This window comes from Desulfomonilaceae bacterium (assembly GCA_041662605.1).
Taxonomy (GTDB): domain Bacteria; phylum Desulfobacterota; class Desulfomonilia; order Desulfomonilales; family Desulfomonilaceae; genus CAJBEZ01.
Genome location: JBAZSD010000009.1, coordinates 104,592 through 123,579, shown reverse-complemented (window position 1 = coordinate 123,579; position 18,988 = coordinate 104,592). Strand labels below are relative to the sequence as shown.

The following is an 18,988-nucleotide window of genomic DNA, read 5'->3' as shown; positions in this document are numbered from 1 at the left end:
GATTGCGTCATACAATAGATGGTCAAGAATCCGACTAATCTTCCAACAAATCCGTGGTTCAATATAGAGCCGCATAATGGAGGGGGTAGTGCCCAGGAAACCCGGAAAAAGCAAAGAAGCTTATAACAACGGCCGTCCAATTGAGGACTACGAACATAAGGACAAGACGCGGCTCAACAATCCGCCTGTAGGTCTGGCCAAGAAGGAAGAGGTCCAGGGCCCTCCAAAGAAAAAATACGAATACGATCCACATCTTGACCCGCAGCTTGTATGGAGCGGAAAAGCCGAACATACTTCCTTCGAAGTTCCCACAGTATCCTTGCACGTTCATGAAAGAATAGAACCAAGGACTATTATAGAGGCGGTTAGGAAACAGTCTGAACAAGGACCAGCCCAATCATCGCTGTTCTCGTCGCCGGAAGAAAATCCGCCGCTCCGAAACGCAATAGAGTTTTACAAACACTCCCATCATTGGACCAATCGCCTGATTGCCGGTGACAGCCTTCTGGTCATGAACTCCCTTTTGGAAAAGGAAGGTATGGCCGGAAAAGTCCAGATGATCTATATCGATCCGCCTTACGGGATCAAATATGGTTCCAATTTCCAACCATTCATAAACAAACGGGATGTCAAAGACGGTGCAGATGATGACTTAACACAAGAACCGGAACAGATCAGGGCTTTTAGGGACACGTGGGAATTGGGTATCCACTCATATTTATCGTACCTGAGAGACAGGCTCCTCTTGGCGAGAGAATTGTTAAGTGACAGTGGTAGCGTCTTTGTTCAAATCAGCGATGACAATTGGCATAGGGTAAAGAGTCTCATGGATGAGGTGTTTGGAGCGGCGCAGGCCATAGTCACGATTGTCCTGAAGAAAAAAGGCGCAACAACACCCACTGATCCGGTTAATGACTTCATTTTGTGGTACGGTAAAGATAGAGATCGCGTAACAAATCGTGTGAAAAGACTTTACCAAGAGCGAAGCGATCCGGAAGATGACCCAAAATTTAACACGCTCATATCACCAATGGATCAGATGGTCCGGATCAAACAGATTCCTAAAGTCGAGATGAAGGCACGGATTGAAGCAGGTTGGCGATGGGCACGGGTGAATTACCCCATTGTTAGTCAACATTTTCATCAATTGCGTAGTCAGCCCTATGTATTTTGTGGGAAGACAAAGCAATGCGGTTCAAATGGCCAGTGGCGTTTTGATGTTCCAGCGGGTTTGGATCGTTTGAAAAAAGCTAACAGGCTTTTTGATGCCGGGGGGCAATCTCTTGCAGGAATCGCATTTTGGCATGACTGGCCTTACATAGCTCTATCCAATGTTTGGAATGATCTCAAAGGCGAGGAGAATCCAGATTATGTTGTCCAAACGGCATGGCGGGCTTTAGAGCGTTGTCTTTTAATGACTACAGATCCGGGCGACCTTGTCTTTGACCCAACTTGTGGCTCGGGGACGACCGCTTACGTCGCTGAACAATGGGGTCGCCGTTGGATTACCTGCGACACGTCCAGGGTGGCAATAGCCTTGGCCAAGCAAAGGTTGATGACGGCGACCTATGACTATTATGAATTGGCCAAACCATCGGAGGGTGTTGGAAGCGGTTTCACTTACGAAACAGTTCCTCACATCACTTTGAAATCCATAGCCCACAATGAGCAAATCGATACAATCCATGAAAAATGGCAGCCCAAACTGGATGAAATCAGAAGTAAACTGAACGAAGCGCTGAAGCAAAAATGGGAAGAATGGGAAATTCGATTTGACGCCGACCTAGACTGGCCGGAAGCTACAAAGCAATTACATAAAGACTGGATCGAAACCCGTAAAGAGCGTCAGAAACAAATAGACGAAAGTATCCAGAAGATCGCCCCCACTGAAATTCTATATGATAAACCAATTACGGACGCAAAGAAGGCACGTGTCACAGGCCCGTTCACAGTTGAAGCCGTACCGGCGGCAACAGTTAAGGCCGTAGAAGACCTCAACACTGATCAAATCCCAGAAGCGAACGCATCCATAGCCAGGACCGGAGAAAGTTTACGACAGGCTGAATGGCGAGATGAGCTTTTCAAGACAGGCGTAAGAGGTAAAGGTGGACAGATGATCCAGTTTTCTCGCGTGGAAACCTTGCCAGGGACACGATGGCTTCACGCGGAAGCTGAAACAAAGGAAGATCAGCCTCAAAAGGTTGTTGTCTCTTTCGGGCCAGAACACGCCCCGTTGGGCTCAAACCAGGTGAGCCTAGCTCTCGAAGAAGCGGAATCCCTCCGACCAGCGCCAAAAATTATTTTGTTCGCGTCTTTCCAATTTGATCCCGAAGCGGCCAAAAATATCGAAGAAACGAAATGGCCGGGGGTTACTCTACTCAAGGCGCAAATGAATACGGACCTTCTGACTGAAGACCTCAAGAAGAAACGGGCCAGTAATCAGAGTTTCTGGCTTGTCGGTTCGCCTGATATCACGCTTACCAGGATTGATGATGAAAAATGGCAAGTCGAGGTTTTAGGATTCGATTATTACAACACAAAGGCCGGCGAAATTGAATCGGGCGGGGCAAACAAAATCGCGATGTGGATGCTCGACACGGATTACGACGGCCGAAGCGTTTTCCCGAGACAGGTATTTTTCCCTATGGCTGACGAAAAATCCGGTTGGTCAAAGCTGACAAGAAATCTCAAGGCTGAAATTGACGCTGACCTGATCGAGAATTACCGGGGAACAGTATCATTGCCATTTAAGGGCGGGGAATTCAACCGGGTAGCGGTCAAGGTGATAGATGACAGGGGCATTGAAAGCGTTAAGATTGTGGGGCTGGACAAATGAGTCTCAACAAGCCTGATCGCCTCATAGTCAATTCCCCGTATAAAGAGCCCAAACATTACTGGAAATACGACAGGGAGAGCCGGACATTTGATAAGGTTGATGGACGTAGACCGGCCGGTTATTTGATTGCGTCGACCGATTCCAAGGCCTTCGATGATCCTGGGCGATTTGTTGAGATACCGTTGGTTAACAAGATCAGGCCACGTATTGCTGAGTGGCGGCAAGCCGGTTATCCGGGAACCACGTCTGTCACAAAGCGATTGCTGGAACACTGGAATAATCCTGAAGAGAGAGATTACAGGCGGTTTTTCTTCTGTCAGCTTGAGGCTATAGAGACGCTGATATGGCTTGCTGAAGCTCCTGCCGCTGACAGAGTCGGGATACACATAGTTTCAGATGGTGGCTCATTCCAGAGATTGTGTTCGAAACTGGCTACAGGAACAGGGAAAACAGTCGTCATGGCGATGCTTATCGCGTGGCAGGTCATAAACAAGGCGACTTTTCCTCAGGATACCCGGTATTCAAAAAATGTTTTCATAGTTGCTCCAAATTTAACCGTTAGAAACCGCTTGCAAGTCCTAACCCCCGGCTCCTTGGGCAATTATTATGAGGCTTTTAATATTGTCCCTGCCGGTATGGTCGAAAAATTGCGTCTTGGCAAGGTGTTGATCCGAAACTGGCACATACTGCAATGGGAAACAGAAGAAAAACTCAGCAAGAAGAAATCAGTCGATAAACGGGGCCCCAAGAGCGACGAGGCTTACGTCAGGGAAATATTGCAAGACATGTCCACCGCCCGGAATATTCTTGTGATTAATGATGAAGCCCATCACGCCTGGCGGATCGCCCCGGGAGTACAAGTAAAAGGCCTATTAAAAGAGGACATTGAGGAAGCTACCAAATGGATTGGCGGACTTGATAGGATCCAGAACGCCAGAGGGATCCTGAAATGTTACGATTTTAGCGCCACACCTTTTGTTCCGTCCGGTAAGAAAGCGAGCGAGGAAGCCCTATTTGACTGGATAGTAAGTGATTTCGGACTTAATGACGCAATTGAATCGGGCCTCGTAAAAACCCCCCGTGTTGTTATTCGCGATGATACAGTCCCTGACACCGAGTCATACAAATCGAGACTCTACCATATCTACAATGACGAAGAGGTCAAAGACGATCTTAACAGGAAGGCCACACCTGAATCGCCATTGCCGTCGCTTGTTGTAAACGCCTATCATTTGCTTGGAGCCGACTGGCTTGAAACTTTCAAGGCGTGGGCGGAGGCCGGCCATAAAGTCCCTCCTGTAATGATTAGCGTGGCCAACAGGACTGAAACGGCCGCCAGAATCAAATACTCCTTTGATCATCACAATGTCCCAATTGACGACTTATGTGACCCTGGGGCCACATTACATATTGATTCCAAAGTATTGGCCATGGCTGAATCAGAGGATTTAGGCGAATTAGGATACGAGGTGGACCAGGAAGAGGACAATGGAGAAGAGACCAAAAAATTAACGAAGAAGCAACAGGCCGAGCTTCTGCGGCAGCAGGTTGACACAGTCGGACAGCCAGGACAGCCGGGTGGCAAGATCCGGAATGTCATATCAGTCGGGATGTTATCCGAGGGATGGGACGCGAAAACAGTCACTCATATAATGGGCCTGAGAGCCTTTTCCAGCCAACTTTTGTGTGAACAGGTGGTTGGACGTGGTTTGAGAAGAACCGCTTATGAGGTTAATTCAGAGGGATTATTCGATCCTGAACACGTGAACATTTTCGGTGTCCCTTTTACGTTTTTGCCTCATGAAGATACCGGCGACACTTTGCCACCGCCGCCGCCACCGAAAACCCGAATTGAGCCTGTGAAAGATAAACAGGAATTCGAGATCACGTTTCCTAATGTGATCCGAATCGAACACGTCTTTCGGCCACAACTGTCACTGGATATGGGAGCAATAGACGTTCTGGAGCTGGACGCGGCAAATACGATAAAGCTTGCTGATCTTGCCCCGGTCGTAGAAGGAAAGCCGGATATTAAAACCATTACGAGTATAGATCTCGCAAAGCTGGCTGAGGAATATCGACTGCAAAAGGTCATGTTTGAAGTGACCAAACGTGTCTATGAGCAGATGAATCCTACATGGAAAGGCTCTAAAGAAAACCTCCTGGGGCAGTTATTCAAACTTGTTGATGATTTTCTAAAGTCAGACAAGATCGTAATTCTACCCCCAAGCTATCAGAGCGATTCTTTGAGACGTAGACTTGTTTTGGCCTTGAACATGGCTACGGTCGTTAACCATATTTGGGGTTCGATTCAAGATAGCAACACAACGGTCTTGACCCCCGTGTTCGATCAGGAGCATCCGATCAAATCCACCGGCGACATGAATCCCTGGTATACTGGTAAACCCAATGAATACACAGTCAAATCTCACATTAATTACTGTGTTTTCGATAGCGCCTGGGAATCTTGCGAAGCCTTTCACCTTGATAACAATAACGGCGTGACGGCCTGGGTCAAAAATGATCACTTGGGTTTTGAAATTTACTATTTCTGGCAAGGCGTTGTTAGAAAGTACCGACCCGATTTTATAGTAAAATTGGTCAATGACCTTAACCTTGTGTTGGAAGTAAAGGGCCAGGAAACCGAACAGGACAAAACCAAGAGACGGTTTATGGAAGAATGGGTTGAGGCCGTTAATAACCACGGCGGTTTTGGTGAATGGGCCTTTGCTGTGTCGAGGGATCCGGGCGATGTGGAAGGGATAATTGGTAAGTATTGTTAGCCGAGGCGATCGAGGTTTAATACGGTAAAGAATAACGAAAGCCTTCTGTTAAGTATTTAATATCACCGTTCATCTGCCGCTTTAATACGTTAAAGATAGCTACGGGAGAGTAAGGGCCAAAATAAAAATATGTTTCCTTCAGAACAAATCTTTAGAGATTGGGTAGATGGTGGGGAAATCCCGCAACGGCCAACCACGCTGGATTTCGATAATATCCTGGCCCATTATGGCCTTTCACCAGACGAGAACCACTCTTTGGATATTATAAGTGACCACATAAAGAATAGAGTGGAGGGGTTGCTCCTAGGAGAGTCGAGATCCAACCTCAGTCATTTATTCATACTCCGGAAGCATTTGCTGCTAAGACATTTCTTGGACGGGCTTCCTATAGAAAATTATTACGGCATATTGGGGTGCATAATATCCTGGGTGTCTAGAACTTCTGATTTCGCAAAACTCACATCTTGTGAGCCACGATGGCGAGAGGCGGTTGGGCTGGTGAGAGAACACATGTTGATCTTTAATTCCCATCGCCCCAGAGAGGACTTTCGCCTTTTTCACCCCCGCGAAGCTGCCGTAGCTGAGAGCGCCAAGTATTTTCGAGACCGAAAGTATTCTGTAAACGTTGATAATGGACGCATCGACCTGCCAAATGGGGGTGAATTGGCCATAGTTGAAAAACTTGATGCTGATATTAGGATGTTAGGAGGGCACAAATTATCGCGATATCTTCTAGACAGTAACTCCGGGGGGCCTACGGCATATAGCGCAAAACATTATTTGGGCAGCTTGGGGGCGGCGGGTTCTCCAGCGCCAGAACCGCTTTTGCCTGTAGGATATCTGTTAAATGTCGCAGTCAAACATTTGAATGATGGTCTGATCGCACATCCTTCCGAACGCAAACTTTTAAATGAGATAATAGAGGACGCGAGGAGGCTGGCTGCCATGTATGATTTACAGCCATACTCTAAGGTTGAGAAATTTATCAAACCACGTCATTCATTTATTGATATTTTTGGGGAATATCCATTTTTCGACCAGTTGTTTCGACCTAGAGACCTTCGGCCAGCAGACGTTTCTCGAATAATTCTCGGGATTTTCCCCTTAGTGAACCACCCAAGCCCTAATTGTGGGTTGAAATGGTCATTTCATGATGCGGCAGCATTTGCGGACTGCATATTTCATTTGTGCGAACAGGATACAGGCCCAAACGTTATAAAAATAGATAAACTTTATAACAGCTTGAGAGGGATTGATCTCAGCACTATTGACCAAATGCTGGAAGACTTTTCAGTGGAACAACAAGCCATATCGACCAAATGCCTATTACCGGGAAACAATACTGTTGATGAAGATGACTTCGCATTCAAGCCCCTGATAAGACTGGACAAGAGAAGTTTCTGTTTCATGCACCCGACGTTGTCAGCGCCCGGCTTCTATGAGGCCATATATGCGGCTCTGAAATCCAATAGAATCCGAAGGCTGAATCAGAAAATCGGCGACGCCTTCGAAAAGTTTATTCGCAATTTGCTCCTTGAAAAGGGAATTACGGTCTTAAACGGTGATTACAAAAGTGACTGTGTGGAAAACGGTGATTTTGACGCTGTTATAGAGACCGAAGATACTATTCTACTGTTTGAATGTAAGAAAAAAGGCCTCAGTGTCCCATCACGACAAGGTAACATTGTGGAGGTATTAGAAGATTTAGGTGGTGGATTGATTAAGGGGCTCTTTCAGCTCACTAGGCAAATGCTATCGTTAAGTCTGGGGGAGACTCACGAGCTTAAAGTTAATGAAACCAATCAATTCCAGACCTTAGCGCTAGATGGACGAAGAATCTGCAATGTCGTCGTCAGCCTGAAGGATTACGGCGCTTTTCATGACAACAAGATTTTCAGGGACGTGCTGAACTATTTATATACCACTGGTTTTACTTTCATGAGAGGAAATGTAGAGGAAAAGCTTAAGACAGAAAAAACCCTGCAAAGGTTGAGAGATTATAGAAAAATTCTCTTTTCACTGTCCGCTGATCAATCGCGGGGCTGGTTCGCAGATTGTATATTCATGAGTCTTCCACAATTCCTTCACATATTGGATGATGTACATGATGCTGAGTCCTTGAAAACTGCCGTGGAACTAACTCGAAGTGTTTCGTATGGGTCACGTGATCCAATATATGAGTACGAGTTTGTAAAAGGATTGAACCAAAAAAGAACCAATCCAAAATGAAAAGCCGGTGGTGAATGCGGCAAATTCCATTGGCAGCGGCTATTCATCAGTGAAGTAATCGGAATCGATTTTTTTTATCTGGTAAGACGTGGTTAGCGAAACTCCCACGTCATACTTAATCATATACTCAGCAAGTTTTCCACCATCTATTAAGACGACTTTCTTTTCTATACCGTTGACGAACTTCTTTGCTGTCTCTGAAAACGTCGAAGTTGTAATGAATATTCCTTTATTCGCCTGTCTCCCAACTAGAGCCCCCACGAATTTCTGAATTTCAGGTCTGCCGACAACAACATCGTCCCAGCGTTTAGCCTGGATGTAAATCGAATCCAGCCCGAGTCTGTCTTCATCAATAATTCCGTCAATTCCGCCATCCCCAGATTTGCCTACTGCCCGAGCTGCGTCATCTCTGGAGCCGCCGTAACCCATCCTAACAAGTAACTCGATCACTAGCTTTTCAAAAAAAGCTGGAGAACATCCTTTGATATTAGTCAGAAGCTGTTGGGCGAGGGCGTCACTGATTTCCCTATGGGCCTTAATAATAATCTCATCAGGCGTAAGTCCAGTTTTTTCAGGAGTCAAGTCTTCTGAATCTTGGACCTTAGTTTTCTTTTCCTCTTGATGTTTCAAATATGCGGGAAATTGTTCTAAATATTTCTTGTTTATTGCTTTGGGCTTTTTTCCTAACACATCTTTGCCCAGATTCGTTATTCGATAACACCCGCGACGTGAGAGTTTTATAAGACCGGCAATGGATAAATAAGTCCGAGCCCAACCTGCTCGATTATAAAAAACTCCCTGACCACTCGGCTGTAACTCACTGAGTTCTTCGGAGGATAAGTCGAACTCCTCAGCTAATTTTTGTGTAAGCTCACGAACTAAATGCTCTTTACCATCACCCAACAATTTTAATTGTGGTAACATTATGGTTTGAAAATCTGGAATTGCCACGTTGACCTACCTCTATTCTTCACGATTCTGCCAGTTCCACGGGAAAACTTAATCAACTTCTTCTGTTCCAATAATATTCCCGTTGCGATCGCGGATAATCTTTTGTCGGCCTTCACGTTGTTCGGTTCGACTGATGTTTCCGTAGCGATCACGAACGGTGGTATCGTCTCCGTGTCTTTCTTTTGTCTCGACAAGATTACCGTATCGGTCCCGAACCTGCGTGCTTCGGTCGGACGAGAAGCTGATTACTGGAAGTAGACTGAAGATAATAGCAACGGCAATAACTTTCATTTCTTACCCCCATAGTCTCGGCGATATTGACCCGGCTAATGTTTGCGGCTGATGAGAGATGACTGATAATATGACAATTACATGGCTATTGAAATATTTTTGTTAACGATGTTGACAGCTTCACGCCAATGGCGTACCTTTCAGTCAAGGCTATTATGGAATTCATCGAAACCCCTATTTTCACAAAGGCGATCTTGGATCTATTACCGGACGACCAGTACCGAGCGTTGCAAGCCCATCTAACTGAATATCCTGACGACGGCGCGCCCATTCAGGGCTCAGGAGGTCTGAGAAAAATAAGATGGGTTTTCAAGAAACAAGGAAAGAGGGGCGGAGTAAGGGTAATATACTGCTGGGTCGTAAATCGCGAAACCATTTACATGATCTACATTTACTCGAAAAGCGCTCAGAATGACGTTAGCCGAGAGCAACTGAAGACCCTCAGAAAACTTGTTCAAGAGGAGTTATTATGAAAGAAGAGATGTTCCAGGAACTGCTTGAAAGTATACATCAAGCCGGATCAATAATTCGGGGAGCGATGGAGCCATCGCGAGTGTTCAAGGTAGAAGGGCCGGATGTTAGATCCATAAGGACCAAACTTGGGGCCACCCAATCCGACTTTGCAACTATGCTTGGGATCAGTGTCCGTACGTTGGAAAACTGGGAACAAAAGCGTCGAACGCCCCGGGGCCCAGCCAAAGTATTACTTCAAATAGCTGAAGTTCACCCTGAAATTGTTTGGGACGTGGTCAAACAGAGACGAGAAATCCGAAAAGGGTGTTAGTTTGTGCGCCTGAAAACCTTGATTAAGTGATAATTCTCTGCTTGGAACATAACCAGCCAAGAGCGGGGCTTTCCGAAACTGAAAATTCGTGTGGGTAATGCGAAGTTGGTTATCCATGATGCGACGAACGCCATCGAGGCCCGGAAGGGTCTTTGTTATTTATAGAAACTTTTTTTCCGAATACCCTGTTTCCGTGACAATCCTATTTCGTTTGAAGCAATTTGATTATCTGTCTCGCGAACGGGGCAATTTAATCATCCCTAATTAGAAACCTTACTACAATCACTTTATTAAATAATAATTACGCAGTAAGATATCTATTAATGAGTTCCCAAGGTGAGGTAGATGATAGATTACGGTAACACAAAAGGATTGAACCTTCTCCAGGTATTAGCCGACCAGGGTCTGTTCATATTCACTGTCGGGGAGGCTAAAACCGCTGCTGCGAAGATCGGAATTTCCGACAATTACTTGTCGCAAGTTCTCTCACATCTTTCACAGGCCGGGTGGATTATCAGACTGAGGCGCGGCCTTTACGCCGGGACCGGCTCCTTGCCAGGTGGTGTCCAAGTACACCCATTCGCCGTCGCCACTAGAATGGTGGAGCCTTCAGCGATAAGCCACTGGTCCGCAATGAGCCATCATGGTTTTACCGATCAGATACCCCATATCGTGACAGCATTCACTCCCCAAAAGGTAGTCACCCCGACCATGAGAGAATCTAAGGTGAAAAAAGCCGGGAAGCACGCGTGGGATATCTGGGGCGCAAAATATGAGTATGTAACCGTGATACCGGACCATTTTTTTGGAATAGAAGACGTATGGGTTGATGAGCGTTTCCGGATTCCAATTACAGATAAGGAGCGTACTATTCTTGAGACTTTTGTTTCGCCAAGGCTATTTGGAGGAATCGGAGAGGCGTTGGCAACTCTCGAAGGACACATCCATGAATTGGACCTGGAAAAACTGGTCGGGTATGCCGTGCGATATGGTAAAGCCTCCGCTATCAAGCGGCTAGGATGGGCCTTGGAACGATTAGGCGCTCCATCTGAGTTTGTCGATCCTCTTGAAAAAATACCGATAAAGGGATTCAGGTTACTGGATCCAACACGGCCCCGGCGAGGGCCCTATGACAAGAGATGGATGATTCAGAATAACTTCTTGGGGGAAAAGAGAGTTAAATGAGACCCCTTAATGTGCGTCTTAGGCGGGCCCTGCGCAAAGAAGCGGTCGAGGGATAATCCAGAATGTTGTTTTTGATGAGGGCCATGATTTTGAGATCTTCTTGATATTTATTTGGATCATTGTCGAACTTTGGATTAAGATAGACTGTCAGAAAGATTAGCAACTGCTTGGGAAACACCAATGACAATTCTAAAATCAAAAATCAACACTTCGTGTAGCGAAACCGACCGAACTAGTGATGGTCGTGCTCACAGGAATGTTCAGTTAAAGGAAATGGGTGTTTCCTGTCCTACCGATGGCAAAGCCTCCAAAGATGAAATGCTGGAAAACATTCTCAGAAAATATCGGTCAGCGTGGAAGAAACTAGCCAAGTTATAAAGTATCTGGAGTTCTCCGACCTCATAGAGATTCATCGTCGACATTTAAGTTCAGAGGGGATAGAGACCAGTTTTGCAGGGGTTTTACATAACCCCAACAGCTTGGGATATCTTCTCGATGTGGTCACGATTGGACAAAGTCAAAGCGATCCTTATCCAACACTGGCGGAAAAAGCGGCGGTATACGCATTCAACATAATTACCAGACACGTATTCGTGGATGGAAACAAACGAACTGGAATGACGGCAATGTTTTGGTTTTTGAACCTGAACGGAGCAGATCTGAGAGATATTACCAGCAAGGAAATTGTGAATGTGGCTCTTTCCATAGCCGAGAACAAAATGGCTTTTGATGAATTAATTCAGTGGATAGACCAGAGGATTATTTTTACAGATAAGTTTAAGTGATACCGTCACGCCACGTCTGGATCGAGGGATGGAGGTGGCCGAAGGCCAGAGCCGTTACAGGTGGGTGTCCCCAGCAAGGTAAGCCGATTACCCCTATACCCTGGGCGTGATTGTTCCTTCGGAAATAGACGGTTCAGATATAAGAACTTCGGCCGGTATGCCAAGATTTTTGTGCAGTTTCCTGATCATATCCAGGCTCAAGGGGAGTTGACGGTTAAGTATTTTGGTAACTCTGCCGCGACCGCCCATATATTTACCTAAGTCTTTGTCAGTTAAACCCATCTGTTCCATGCGGAATTTAATAGCGTCTACCGGATCAGGCGGATCGATCGGATAGTGCTTGGTTTCATAAGCTTCAACCAGAGTAACGAGTATGTCGAGCCTGTCGGATTCGGGAGTGTCCGGTCCTGAGTCCCAGAGTTTTTCTATTTCACTGAGTGTTGCCTCATAATCAGCTTCAGTCTTGATTGGTTTAATTTCCATATCTAGATCTCCTGGGCGTCAATCCGGTCATATTCAGCGTGAGTACCCACGAATCGAATGAAGACAATTTGCTTGTCGTATCTAATCCAGACGACAAGACGGTAATTATTGCCGCTAATATTAAAGACAACTCTGTTTTTAGCAAGCAAACTCGCGTGTTGATATCGGGCCTTTATATCTGCAGGGCCTTGCCAGACAGCCTTCTTAGTTTCTTCATACCAGGACCGCAACGGCTTTTCAGCCTCTGCGTGGCCATGCTGCCAAAATTCCCTCAGCTTTTTCATCGAAATGACTCGCACGAGTGAACTATAATGTTTTTGAGGTGTTGTATCAAGAAGACTGTTTAGAGGGATGTAGGCGGCGGTAGCCAGAGCCGTCACAGGCGGGTGGGCGCGGACATAGCTGTGATCTGTTCAGAACAGCCACCAACAAATAATCCATAGAGCCCAAACCTGTAGACTGAGAAAAGAGATGACATAAAATTTGTTTTCGGATGAGCGGCAGCGAATGGAACCCGGCAGGGTCGGAAAACGCCATTTTATGTAAGACCGCCCACTTGGAACCAACCAGGGTTCTGGAACGCGACGACAAACATGAATTAATCCGATGGGAAACAGGATGGTAAGACCGCCTGAGATGGCCGAGGAATGGCCGAGAAAGCCGCTGCGGGCACGCCTGTTGCCCGGCAAGGAACGTGCAATACAGATATTATCGGAAAGCACGTGACGTGACGGAGTATTAGCAGGCGGCGTGATATAGTCCGTAAACCAAGGAACGACGCCGCAATATGTAACGGGAAAAAGCAAAAGATGTCTGGCGGCGCGACGCTTGCCCTGGCCGAAACATGCGGGATCAAAACGGGAATTTAAAAAGAGCAACTGCATGTTGAGGGCCAGGGAAATGAAAGCGGCGTGATGGGCAAATAAATGAGCTTCGGGTGTCAAGAAACAATCTCGTATTCCCAAAATCAGGAAGATTATCGTGGGTCGCTAGTAACCACCCCTTAATAGCTTAGGGCCAGCTATTCTTTTCGCGAACCGCCAATGTACAGGAATTGAGGCCTGGCAATTAGTGGACCTTTGCGGAGTGGAATGTTCAATCCAACAGCCAGGATTTTCTGATCCCCCCCTCTGGTCATTTCCGTTTATGTCGTCACGGTTATGTTGGAACCACTGATTCGAGTTCAGTTGGCGTCTCTACACGCACGCGGTGGATGTCTTTCCGCTCTACATACCTGCTGTATGGTTAAAATTTAAAACCGCCTCTTCTATCAGAGGGCCCCTTGAATTCGTTGTGAGATGTTTTAAGCAACATTATGAAGAATATATCGGGCTGATGTTGGTTGCGCGCTTAAATCGCTCAGAGACGTTTAAATACTTGATGTCCCGAATTAACTGTAAACCGAGAAAGGAATGACAAAATTGTCTGGAAATGATTTATTTTGGGATATGGAACGACATTTGTCCCATAGAAATCTTTATTAAAATCTTGTAAACCGTTATTATAGCGGTGTCGAAGACAGAGGTCGCTGCGTGAGATTTGCGGATCATCACAACGGGAAACCACGTCTCATAACTAAAAAACAAGCAACGGTCGGCACGATAATTGGGTGAAATCATTGAAATGATTACTAAATCAGCGAGAATGGGGTTCAGGTGGTCGCTGGTTCAAATCCAGTCGCCCCGACCACACCTTCCTAAGTATTTCCAATCTGTTAACCATTGACAGCCCGCTTCGGCTTGCAAATATACCCGGTGAAAAAGTTCCTTTGCCCTATGCCGGGATTTTTGGCGTTCTTCCAACCGCCAGTTCGTGAACCGGTATCAAGATATCAGCTTCTTCTTTTATACGTTTCATACTTTCATACGCCTGGATCGCGTCCAGCAATACCCCAGGCGCTATTATACCCCCGCCTGAGGGAAAGTTTTCAGAATTGCAGCACAAACCTGTTATGATCGCTTTGCCGGCTGATGTTTGAATGACAACAGACTGCCCACCGGGTGTATGACCCGGAGTAAAGATCACACCTATGCCATCTACGATTTCTGTATCGCCTTCGATCACCTTCAGGTTTACCCCATCCAGAACATCAGGATAATATCGATGATCAATCGGGTGCGGATTCATGCAGAAATCGAGTTCAGCTTTCTGGACATAGAATTCAGCGTTGGAACACAATGAATCATTTTCGCAATGGTCATTGTGCAAATGCGTATGAATAACTATTTCAATATCTTCAGGTTTCCAGCCAATTGTCTCCAGGGCTTCTTCGAATGGTCTTACTGGAAACCCTGTTCTTTCCTCCAAATCATCTGGCGCCATAAATTCCTCAACACCTGTATCAACAAGTATTTTTTTGGCGCCTCCCATTATGGCAAAAGTGTAAATGGGTAATATTATGCGTTTTCCATAAAAGCGCTGGTAGGTCAATATTCCCTGATCGGTTTCATTAAAACCAACAGCCAAAGGGTGAATTGTGTAATTAGTTGGCATTGTTTTGTTACCTCTCAATCATGCGCTGTTTTAGACATTTCCGGAGAAAGAACGCATTAGTTTTTTCATGGAATAAGCGCTCAAGTTAACGTTACGGCGCAGGGGTTTTGCAGGAGCCCTCGACAATCTATAATGAAACCTCTGTCGTTTACAACGGGCGCAAAATGTATTTATATTTCAATTAATTATAGAAAGCTAGCCGAAATTCAATATATGTAACCGGGTGTAGGTTAGCGATGATTCAAAATATTGAAACACAGTTTCTTGATTTATTGTCATTTTCATCGGTCCTTTTGATGCAATAGGTGTGGAGCGGTTTATGCCCGTGTCCCTTTTTCAAAGCCGTTAATTATTTTATAGTGTCTGAAACCGCAGAGAACCGAAAAACAAAGATGGGTTTGAACAAAGATGCTTGAAGATAACCTGGGATCCAAACTGATGACCGCCAAGGAAGCGGTAGAGAAGTTTGTTAAAAATGGAGATCAACTGGCTTTAGGTGGTTTCACGGTGAACCGGAATCCAATGTTCATCGCCAGAGAGATAATCAAACAGCGTATGCAGCGTCTGCACGTTGTTTGCCATTCACATGGACAGGCCCTTGATCTGTTAATCGGCGCCGGATGTGTCAGCCACCTGGAAATCGCCTATGGGGGCTTGGGCAGATTCGCTTCAACCTGTATTCGTTTTAGAAAGGCCGTGACCTCCGGGCTCATAAAAATAGAAGATTATTCCAACTATCAGATGAGTTTACGATTCCTGGGCGGCGCGATGGGGCTGCCGTTCATGGTTACCAAATCTGGTCTCGAAACCGATATTGTGCGTCTCGATGGCTTTCCTGAAGAGGACAGAGGTAAGGGGAAAATACCATCAAAGAAACTTGAAATTGTCCCAAATCCTTTCGGGAAAGAAAATGATAAAGTTGTCCTCTTGCCGGCCCTAAATCCAGATGTATGTATCATTCACGCCCAATACGTCGGCGAAGATGGAACAGTCCGAATAAAGGGATTGACCTTTGCCGATCTGGAGCAGGCTAAGTCCGCGTCCAAGGTGATAGTCACATGCGAGAAAATTCTTTCCAGATCTGAGATTCGACGTGACCCAGACCAGAACTCTCTTCCTCCTTTCTTGATAGATGCGGTGGTAAAGGCGCCGATGGCAGCCCATCCGACCGCTTGCCACTATTTCTATGACTATGACCCATCACATCTGAGGCTGTACAGTAACATGGCCCATGATGACAATGACTTTAAGCGCTATCTCAAGGAGTGGGTTTATGACATACCGGATCAGGAGACCTACCTTGAAAAGATAGGGGTATCGCAGTTGCTAAAGATCAAGGCGGATCCTACCTTGGGATATGCTCCTGGACTAGATCGAAGGTAAAGGACAAGTTTTATGGGCGGATATTCCGAACTCGAGATGATGGCTATTACAGCGGGAAGGCTTATAAATGACGGTGACGTGGTTTTCGCTGGAACAGGAATTTCCATGTTGGCAGTCACCGTGGCCAAGCGCATACATGCTCCAAACTCTGTAGTTTTTTTCGAGACTGGAGGCATAGATCCTTCTTTGGACGAATTACCATTGGCGGTGGCGGATCCGAGAGTCATGGCCGGAGCGTCAATGAACTCGGGGCTGATTGAATCATTTTCCTTTCTTTCCAGCAGGAGACTAAGAACCATAGCTTTCCTCGGAGCCGCTCAGATTGATCGCTTCGGCAACCTGAATTCAACCTGCCTGGGCGACTATCATCACCCGAAGACCAGATTTCCGGGCAGTGGTGGGGCCTGTGACGCCGCCTCTCTGGCCTCCGGTTTTATCGTTTTTATGGAACACCAAAAGAGAAGGTTTGTTGAAAAGTTGGATTACTTTACCAGCCCTGGGTGGCTTTACGGTGATGACTCTAGGGAGAAAGCCGGGTTCCTTAGGGGAGGGCCTATGGCTGTGGTAACCAATCTGGCGGTCATGGCGTTTCATCCGTCAACAAGAGAAATGATGTTGTCTGCACATTACCCGGGCGTTTCTCCCAAGGACGTAGCTGCGAACACGGGATTCGGAGTTGATTTGTCCAAGGCGACGCAGGCTATGCCGCCAACCGACCTGGAACTAAAAACACTCAGGGAGCAGGTGGACCCACAAAGACTAATCCTGAGCTGATTCGAAATTGAAACGAGCTTGTTCATATGACCGTTAACAGTGTGAACTCCGTGAACTTGTAATCCAGGAGATAATTGGGTGGAATGATCGGAATGAATAATAAATCCTGAGAGGATGCGGCTCATGTGACTGTTGGCCCAAATTCAGTAGTCTTGACCACCAAAAACATGGGGGTTATGAACGGAATTTGGAATTCCCAAATTGAATACTCAGGCATGACCTTTTCGGTTTTTTTGGAGGTAGATGACTATGAAAAACGTACTTAGATCTCTATCTTTTGTTTTTTCAGCGGGCTGTTTTGGGGGGCTTGTAAACAGCCTTGAGGTTTTCCTCGTTGGCCATTTTGGCGTTACAGAGGCCATGGGTGTCAAGATGGCCCCGGAATTCATGCCGATGTGGCTCTATCCAAGGATAGTGTGGGGAGGCGTCTGGGGGTTTACATTTCTAATCCCGGCCTGGCGAAACAAGCCGTGGATAAGGATTCTGATCTTTAGCCTCGGCCCAACGATTGGCCAATTATTTGTGGTGTTTCCTTACAAGTTGGCGAAAGGATGGCTAGGATTGGATCTTGGTCTGTTTACCCCTGTGTTTGTAATTTTTTCCAACCTTATATGGGCATTGTTCGCAGAGTTATGGCTGAAGTTGGTTTCGGACAAGTGGTAGTCAAGACTTCATAATCGCTCGAAACGGGTCACAGTTTTTTCAGTTAAAATACAATGTTTCGTCTCCTTGACCTCTGGTTTGGAAATCCCAGGGCAATTGTTGACAATTTTATTTTTGCTAAATGGTTTAAGTAAATTAATCAATATGTTAAAATGATGTTAATTTTAGTTCTAATGTGCTATTCTTGTCACGGATGCTTAATTGAATCAGGAGGCTCCTTGGATACGCGTTATCTATCTTATCTCTTTTACATGTTAGTGTTGATGAGTTTGCTAAGCTCCTGTGGAGGTAAGATGGTGAACACCGGCGTGGGTTCAATTATGGATGTTAATGATTACGGAACATTTAGATTTGCCTACCCAGACGGCTCCCAGTCGTGGAAAAGATTCAATCAGGACAGCGTGAATAAGGACATCAAAGTCGCCCAACAGAATCGCTTAAAACCGACCCGTTTCGTTGAGACACCTAAAGGTGGAACACTCACCTTTCCTGATGGCAAAACCATTTTGTACTACGACAACAAAGCAATCGAATAGTCTTGTTTTCTAAACCATTCCAGTCAGACAAAAATTTTCTTTTTTGACGAGGTGGCTTGCATCTCGGAAGATCGGAGAGCATCTTAATTAACCAGAAGGTGTTTCGGAGGACAAAAATAATGCCAATTTACGAATACAGATGTGAACCTTGTGATAATGATTTCGAAACTCTGGTATATGGATCTCAGGAAGTTTGCTGTCCAAAGTGCGGTGGTCCTGTGCAGAGAATCATGTCCTGTTGTAGCTTTAAGAGCGCTGGCGGAGACTTCAAGACCTCTGGAGGAGGAAAATCAAGTTGCGGGTCCTGCACGTCCACATCTTGCGCTTCCTGTCACTAGCCCGGAGTAAATGACGCGAAAAGGGAGGTATTAGCCATGAGTAATGTCGAAAGCCCACAGTTGAGACTTCAAAGACAAATCGATTGTCAAATTGAAGCGAAAACTAAGGATCCCCTGATCGAATGGGAAAAAGCGGATTGGGCCGAAGATCCCGGAACCGATGCGGATGAAGCCCCACTAAAATATCTTGCCCTTGTGCTGCTGGAAGCTATAGAGAGCAGGTCTGTGAGACTTTCTATAGACAAAGACAAAGGCGTAACAATTCTTGGTGATTCCACGTATGTTTTGCCCAAGGCTCCTGCTGCATACATCGCAAGAGGCTTGGAGATTCTCAGGGACATTGCGGGTATGGAAGGTGGAAACGCCCAGGGGAGAATAGCTCTAGGCATTAGGAATGACAGCCTGGATCTGATTATTCAAAAAGAGGCCGGTCTTCACATTATAAACATACCAGGAGTGAGCCCTGTCTAAGCT

The 18,988-nt window shown here is 46.0% G+C and carries 20 protein-coding genes; 14 read left to right on the top strand and 6 right to left on the bottom strand.

All coding sequences use genetic code 11. The features are described from left to right. Nucleotides 1-88: 88 nt before the first annotated feature. The 3 genes from WC647_09535 to WC647_09525 all read left to right on the top strand — a co-directional run bounded on the left by WC647_09535 (nucleotide 89) and on the right by WC647_09525 (nucleotide 7,848). Entirely contained in the window at nucleotides 89-2,836 is a 2,748-nt protein-coding gene (locus WC647_09535; GenBank protein MFA6222545.1) for a site-specific DNA-methyltransferase, read from the top strand. Further along, nucleotides 2,833-5,619, top strand: coding sequence for a DEAD/DEAH box helicase family protein (locus WC647_09530; GenBank protein ID MFA6222544.1), 2,787 nt, complete (start codon nucleotides 2,833-2,835; stop codon nucleotides 5,617-5,619). The genes WC647_09535 and WC647_09530 overlap by 4 nt, the downstream gene beginning before the upstream one ends. Nucleotides 5,620-5,748: 129 nt before the next feature. After that, on the top strand, nucleotides 5,749-7,848 hold the full coding sequence (locus WC647_09525) for a hypothetical protein (protein MFA6222543.1): 2,100 nt from the start codon (nucleotides 5,749-5,751) through the stop codon (nucleotides 7,846-7,848). A 39-nt stretch (nucleotides 7,849-7,887) separates the two neighbouring features. Here WC647_09525 and WC647_09520 read toward each other — a convergent pair whose 3' ends face one another. Both WC647_09520 and WC647_09515 read right to left on the bottom strand, forming a co-directional pair. After that, the gene (locus WC647_09520; protein MFA6222542.1) at nucleotides 7,888-8,799 is read right to left on the bottom strand and encodes a restriction endonuclease; all 912 of its coding nucleotides are present in this window, start codon (nucleotides 8,797-8,799) and stop codon (nucleotides 7,888-7,890) included. A 48-nt stretch (nucleotides 8,800-8,847) separates the two neighbouring features. Continuing rightward, nucleotides 8,848-9,090, bottom strand: coding sequence for a hypothetical protein (locus WC647_09515; GenBank protein ID MFA6222541.1), 243 nt, complete (start codon nucleotides 9,088-9,090; stop codon nucleotides 8,848-8,850). A gap of 128 nt (nucleotides 9,091-9,218) precedes the next feature. On the opposite strand from WC647_09515, the gene WC647_09510 reads away from it, so the two are divergent. From WC647_09510 to WC647_09490, 5 genes are all read left to right on the top strand, one after another. Further along, on the top strand, nucleotides 9,219-9,563 hold the full coding sequence (locus WC647_09510; protein MFA6222540.1) for a hypothetical protein: 345 nt from the start codon (nucleotides 9,219-9,221) through the stop codon (nucleotides 9,561-9,563). Continuing rightward, the gene (gene nadS, locus WC647_09505; protein MFA6222539.1) at nucleotides 9,560-9,874 is read left to right on the top strand and encodes a NadS family protein; all 315 of its coding nucleotides are present in this window, start codon (nucleotides 9,560-9,562) and stop codon (nucleotides 9,872-9,874) included. Before WC647_09510 ends, nadS begins: the two co-directional genes overlap by 4 nt. Nucleotides 9,875-10,219: 345 nt before the next feature. After that, the gene (locus WC647_09500) at nucleotides 10,220-11,059 is read left to right on the top strand and encodes a type IV toxin-antitoxin system AbiEi family antitoxin domain-containing protein (protein MFA6222538.1); all 840 of its coding nucleotides are present in this window, start codon (nucleotides 10,220-10,222) and stop codon (nucleotides 11,057-11,059) included. Nucleotides 11,060-11,239: 180 nt separating this feature from the next. Further along, complete coding sequence (locus WC647_09495) at nucleotides 11,240-11,437, top strand: hypothetical protein (protein MFA6222537.1); 198 nt, start codon at nucleotides 11,240-11,242, stop codon at nucleotides 11,435-11,437. Then, nucleotides 11,413-11,844, top strand: a complete 432-nt coding sequence (locus tag WC647_09490; GenBank protein MFA6222536.1) for a type II toxin-antitoxin system death-on-curing family toxin — start codon at nucleotides 11,413-11,415, stop codon at nucleotides 11,842-11,844. The genes WC647_09495 and WC647_09490 overlap by 25 nt, the downstream gene beginning before the upstream one ends. A gap of 93 nt (nucleotides 11,845-11,937) precedes the next feature. Here WC647_09490 and WC647_09485 read toward each other — a convergent pair whose 3' ends face one another. From WC647_09485 to WC647_09470, 4 genes are all read right to left on the bottom strand, one after another. Continuing rightward, entirely contained in the window at nucleotides 11,938-12,327 is a 390-nt protein-coding gene (locus WC647_09485) for a helix-turn-helix domain-containing protein (protein MFA6222535.1), read from the bottom strand. 2 nt (nucleotides 12,328-12,329) lie between these two features. Next, nucleotides 12,330-12,611 (bottom strand): type II toxin-antitoxin system HigB family toxin, encoded by a 282-nt coding sequence (locus WC647_09480; protein ID MFA6222534.1) that lies wholly within the window; start codon nucleotides 12,609-12,611, stop codon nucleotides 12,330-12,332. Between the two features lie 129 nt (nucleotides 12,612-12,740). After that, on the bottom strand, nucleotides 12,741-13,271 hold the full coding sequence (locus WC647_09475) for a hypothetical protein (GenBank protein MFA6222533.1): 531 nt from the start codon (nucleotides 13,269-13,271) through the stop codon (nucleotides 12,741-12,743). An 829-nt stretch (nucleotides 13,272-14,100) separates the two neighbouring features. Next, a complete protein-coding gene (locus WC647_09470) occupies nucleotides 14,101-14,820 on the bottom strand; it encodes an N-acyl homoserine lactonase family protein (protein MFA6222532.1) in 720 nt (239 codons plus the stop codon). Nucleotides 14,821-15,228: 408 nt separating this feature from the next. On the opposite strand from WC647_09470, the gene WC647_09465 reads away from it, so the two are divergent. The 6 genes from WC647_09465 to WC647_09440 all read left to right on the top strand — a co-directional run bounded on the left by WC647_09465 (nucleotide 15,229) and on the right by WC647_09440 (nucleotide 18,985). Beyond that, on the top strand, nucleotides 15,229-16,203 hold the full coding sequence (locus WC647_09465; protein MFA6222531.1) for a CoA-transferase: 975 nt from the start codon (nucleotides 15,229-15,231) through the stop codon (nucleotides 16,201-16,203). 12 nt (nucleotides 16,204-16,215) lie between these two features. After that, the gene (locus tag WC647_09460) at nucleotides 16,216-16,977 is read left to right on the top strand and encodes a CoA-transferase (protein MFA6222530.1); all 762 of its coding nucleotides are present in this window, start codon (nucleotides 16,216-16,218) and stop codon (nucleotides 16,975-16,977) included. A 249-nt stretch (nucleotides 16,978-17,226) separates the two neighbouring features. Beyond that, nucleotides 17,227-17,640, top strand: coding sequence for a hypothetical protein (locus WC647_09455; GenBank protein ID MFA6222529.1), 414 nt, complete (start codon nucleotides 17,227-17,229; stop codon nucleotides 17,638-17,640). Nucleotides 17,641-17,858: 218 nt separating this feature from the next. Next, the gene (locus WC647_09450) at nucleotides 17,859-18,176 is read left to right on the top strand and encodes a hypothetical protein (GenBank protein MFA6222528.1); all 318 of its coding nucleotides are present in this window, start codon (nucleotides 17,859-17,861) and stop codon (nucleotides 18,174-18,176) included. 119 nt (nucleotides 18,177-18,295) lie between these two features. Continuing rightward, on the top strand, nucleotides 18,296-18,514 hold the full coding sequence (locus tag WC647_09445) for a zinc ribbon domain-containing protein (protein MFA6222527.1): 219 nt from the start codon (nucleotides 18,296-18,298) through the stop codon (nucleotides 18,512-18,514). Nucleotides 18,515-18,550: 36 nt separating this feature from the next. Further along, entirely contained in the window at nucleotides 18,551-18,985 is a 435-nt protein-coding gene (locus WC647_09440) for a hypothetical protein (GenBank protein MFA6222526.1), read from the top strand. The last annotated feature ends 3 nt before the right edge of the window (nucleotides 18,986-18,988 follow it).

Excerpts from the sequence above, each read along its gene's own strand:
- WC647_09515 (MFA6222541.1), bottom strand. The coding sequence starts at position 9,090 with ATGAAAGTTATTGCCGTTGCTATTATCTTCAGTCTACTTCCAGTAATC.
- WC647_09480 (MFA6222534.1), bottom strand. The coding sequence starts at position 12,611 with ATGAAAAAGCTGAGGGAATTTTGGCAGCATGGCCACGCAGAGGCTGAA.
- WC647_09440 (MFA6222526.1), top strand. The coding sequence starts at position 18,551 with ATGAGTAATGTCGAAAGCCCACAGTTGAGACTTCAAAGACAAATCGAT.
- WC647_09525 (MFA6222543.1), top strand. The coding sequence starts at position 5,749 with ATGTTTCCTTCAGAACAAATCTTTAGAGATTGGGTAGATGGTGGGGAA.
- WC647_09470 (MFA6222532.1), bottom strand. The coding sequence starts at position 14,820 with ATGCCAACTAATTACACAATTCACCCTTTGGCTGTTGGTTTTAATGAA.
- WC647_09500 (MFA6222538.1), top strand. The coding sequence starts at position 10,220 with ATGATAGATTACGGTAACACAAAAGGATTGAACCTTCTCCAGGTATTA.
- nadS (MFA6222539.1), top strand. The coding sequence starts at position 9,560 with ATGAAAGAAGAGATGTTCCAGGAACTGCTTGAAAGTATACATCAAGCC.
- WC647_09495 (MFA6222537.1), top strand. The coding sequence starts at position 11,240 with ATGACAATTCTAAAATCAAAAATCAACACTTCGTGTAGCGAAACCGAC.
- WC647_09510 (MFA6222540.1), top strand. The coding sequence starts at position 9,219 with ATGGCGTACCTTTCAGTCAAGGCTATTATGGAATTCATCGAAACCCCT.
- WC647_09445 (MFA6222527.1), top strand. The coding sequence starts at position 18,296 with ATGCCAATTTACGAATACAGATGTGAACCTTGTGATAATGATTTCGAA.
- WC647_09455 (MFA6222529.1), top strand. The coding sequence starts at position 17,227 with ATGAAAAACGTACTTAGATCTCTATCTTTTGTTTTTTCAGCGGGCTGT.
- WC647_09465 (MFA6222531.1), top strand. The coding sequence starts at position 15,229 with ATGCTTGAAGATAACCTGGGATCCAAACTGATGACCGCCAAGGAAGCG.
- WC647_09485 (MFA6222535.1), bottom strand. The coding sequence starts at position 12,327 with ATGGAAATTAAACCAATCAAGACTGAAGCTGATTATGAGGCAACACTC.
- WC647_09530 (MFA6222544.1), top strand. The coding sequence starts at position 2,833 with ATGAGTCTCAACAAGCCTGATCGCCTCATAGTCAATTCCCCGTATAAA.
- WC647_09460 (MFA6222530.1), top strand. The coding sequence starts at position 16,216 with ATGGGCGGATATTCCGAACTCGAGATGATGGCTATTACAGCGGGAAGG.